Origin of the sequence: Bacillus sp. SIMBA_005 (genome assembly GCF_046535585.1) — a bacterium.
GTDB classification, from domain to species: Bacteria; Bacillota; Bacilli; order Bacillales; family Bacillaceae; genus Bacillus; species Bacillus pumilus.
Map to the genome: position 1 here is coordinate 1 of NZ_JAWRWI010000081.1, position 380 is coordinate 380.

Here is a 380-nt window from a genome sequence, read left to right on the forward strand (position 1 = left end):
CTGTACACGTCATTCATTAGTTCATTCACTTTGGTATTAGTTCTCTTTATTGCATGCTCAGACGGCTCATTATTGGCTTTTACGGTTATGTTGAACTTTCCATGCTTTACTTTTATGGGTTGTTCTATAGAGGGTACTTCTAAATTAACTGTATATGTATCGAATAAATCCTGAACAAAACTCTGTAGCCTTTCTACGCTCTGCTGCATGTGCTGCTCTGCGTACAGTGTAAATGCTTCTGTCATTCATTCACCTTCCTGATATTAATCTTACTCTTTATAATCGTACAACTCTATCCGTGAGCAACAGATCATTCCTGTAAACTAATTTTATTTTTACTCTAATTCCCCCTCTATTGATATTTGTTTTGATTATAGCAC

Annotated in this window: 1 protein-coding gene; it reads right to left on the minus strand. The window is 35.5% G+C overall.

The window, feature by feature from the left end:
• On the minus strand, positions 1 to 245 hold a 245-nt coding region (locus SB660_RS19190; protein ID WP_410583812.1), incomplete at its 3' end, for a hypothetical protein.
• Positions 246 to 380 lie beyond the last annotated feature (135 nt).